Below are 2607 nucleotides of genomic sequence, written 5' to 3' on the forward strand. Positions count from 1 at the left end.
AAGCTTGCAAGGCTCGTTTAATCCCAGAACCTAAACTGACCCCCTTGAAATATACTCCAAATTAAGCCTAGCTGATGCGCAAGATAAGTATACTAATGTTATAGGGGATTTTCCGATCTGATTTTTTATGTTTTTGCGTCAGGGCGCAAGTTCCGGGGTGCTAGGCCTATTTAAATGTTCTTCCCAAAGCTCTTTGGAAAATTCATACTGAGGGGGGGTATGGTTCGTCACCGCTTCAAATTGCTCAAGTTGGCCATCCGTTAAAGGTTCAACTTCCTTTGGCCATTTTGAAGAATTATACCAGCTCATCCATATAGGTTTTTTATTAAGATCGGTCATCCAAGCCAATTTAGATAACTCTTCCTTTACACAATCAAAATAATAAAGGCAATTGTTAGATTGACTGTAAATATAACAGTTTCTCTGATTATTTTTAAGCTGTTCAATATCAGGATTCCCCTTTACTTTATTGAAAAACACCGAATGCGCAGCATCCATAATATTTAAAAATTCTGTTTGATTGGTGCAATTGTATACTCTTTTTGTATAATCCCTTGTATGTTTATTAAAAAAACTAAGGGTGCTTTCAATACTAGAGGGTTTAGGAGCACTTAGTTCTGGTGTTTCTGCAATATGAGGCCTTTGGAGAATTTTTACCTGAGACATTGGCGGCCACCTGTCAGAAGATTTACGCATTTTTTTTTCTGAAAATGGTAATGCCGCTTTTTTAGCCTGAGGATTAGTATTCAGTTGTTGAGGGGTATTATCTGATTCAGATAGATATTTAGAATATGAAGAAGAATTTTCTTTCTTTTGTTCTGTAGATGTTGAAAAGCTTTGAGCTGTAGCGGATCGAAGGACGTGAAGGGTTTCATCTATATTTTTTAGCTGTTCACCGGAGGCTTTCTTTAGAAACTCTAAAGTTTCTCTCAAATTACGGTATTTATATTTTGGGTGGGGATTATTTTTCCATGCCTCCGACCCCATTGCGCTTATTGCTTTAGCGCGCCGAAGGTCAAGTTCAATAATTTTTAATTCTAAGTTTTTATGAGCTTGTTTGTAGTCCTTTACAGTATTTTCAAACGCACTGGTAAAATTATCTACTGTACTAGTAAAGATTTCATGAATAGGGATTAATTCCTCATTAACTATATTTAACTCAAAATAATCTTTAATAGTTCTCATACAAGATTCGGTATTTTGAAATGCGTGGCTTAGGCTCTCTAACAATTGAGCATCATAAGTGGAATCTATTGATAGGTTAATATCGTATATTTGCTTAGTGGTTTTTTTTAGTAAAGTAGATAAAATCAACGCTTCCACTTCAAAGTGGGAAATTAGTAAATAGATGTAGAAATTTTTATTGGAAATAGAATCTAGCTGGGAAGCATGGTCTATAAAGATACGCTGAGCTTCTTCTAAGGTAGAGAGGGCTACTTGGCCTTTGTCTTTTCGGAGTGAAGCGGCACTTCTGATAAGATGAGCATTAATGGTATTGTAAATTGTAAACCAATTTCCCGTATTTTTCATGGTTTTTAGCCATTTTGGGTCGCGTTGTTTTTCTTCTTTTTTTTGAAGAGGAATTTCTGATGATTCCGGTGTGAGAGTAGCTGAGACCTGTGTTGTTTTGTTTGTTTGTTTTGTTTTCTTAGGCTTTCTAACCTTCTTTGGAGGTTCTGGTAAGCTTTCTGCCTCGGCTCTTAGTTCATTTTCTCTTTCTTGATTTTTAATTCTGCGATCGTCGAATTTTTTCTTAATGTCTTCTATTTTTTCTAAAAAAACTTGTGGATTTTTAAAAACTAAACTTTGGCAGAGAACCTCGGTAGTTGCAGGTATTTCAATTGCTAGGCTTTGTGCCCGCGCTTGCGCAAGGGGACGAATTAGTTTAAGAAAATCCATGACTTTTTTGTGATAGCTATGTAAAGGCGCAACCGTCTTAAAGGCCTCTCCAGCATTTATATAGCCAGCCAAAGCTTCTATCATAGTTTTATATTTTTCCTCATCATATGCAGCATAAAAATTTTCTGGATTAAGGTGACAGTAGAGAATATAAGAAACATGCCGTGCTAAATCGAGATATAAAAGATTCGCTGTTTTTTCTATTCTTGTTTCCAGGTTAGTTGTATGAGGTAGACTTTTGGCTAAATTAGGGGCAATTTCTCCATATAACAAGTTAATTTCATGGACTAAGGTTTTGACTAAAATGGCTGTTTTTGCAAGTTTTTTGAGATGCGAAAAATATTCTTCAAATAAAGGGGATAATGGGTGCTGATCTTGTTCAAAAGCTGCTGTGATACTGAGAAAAAAATCTTCTATATCGCCAGCCCGAACTTTGTGCTTAGTAAGCAGGGCTTGAAACTCTTTACTCTTATGTCCCTTTAAATTAAAAAGAATCCTGCTGATATTTTGATGAACAGTAAATAAATCATTAAAATAAGTGGTATTTCTTGTTTGAAAAAAAGAAAAGAGCAATCTTATAGAAAATGCAGCCAGCTTAGCCTGAGTATCTATGCTTAAACTTCCATAGTGTAATTCAGTATTAAATTGTTTTTGTGAATTGAAAAAGTTAGTTAAAATGGTTTTTTTACGTCCAATAAGCTGTTTTTT

The 2607-nt window shown here is 35.1% G+C and carries 1 protein-coding gene; it reads right to left on the bottom strand.

Annotated elements, in window-relative coordinates; all coding sequences use genetic code 11:
* Window positions 1–138: 138 nt before the first annotated feature.
* Window positions 139–2607: hypothetical protein (locus tag C0512_RS15110; RefSeq protein WP_290863058.1), on the bottom strand; the 2469-nt coding region annotated here is incomplete at its 5' end.

It is taken from the genome of Flavobacterium sp. (assembly GCF_013822155.1).
Classification (GTDB): domain Bacteria; phylum Bacteroidota; class Bacteroidia; order Flavobacteriales; family Flavobacteriaceae; genus Flavobacterium.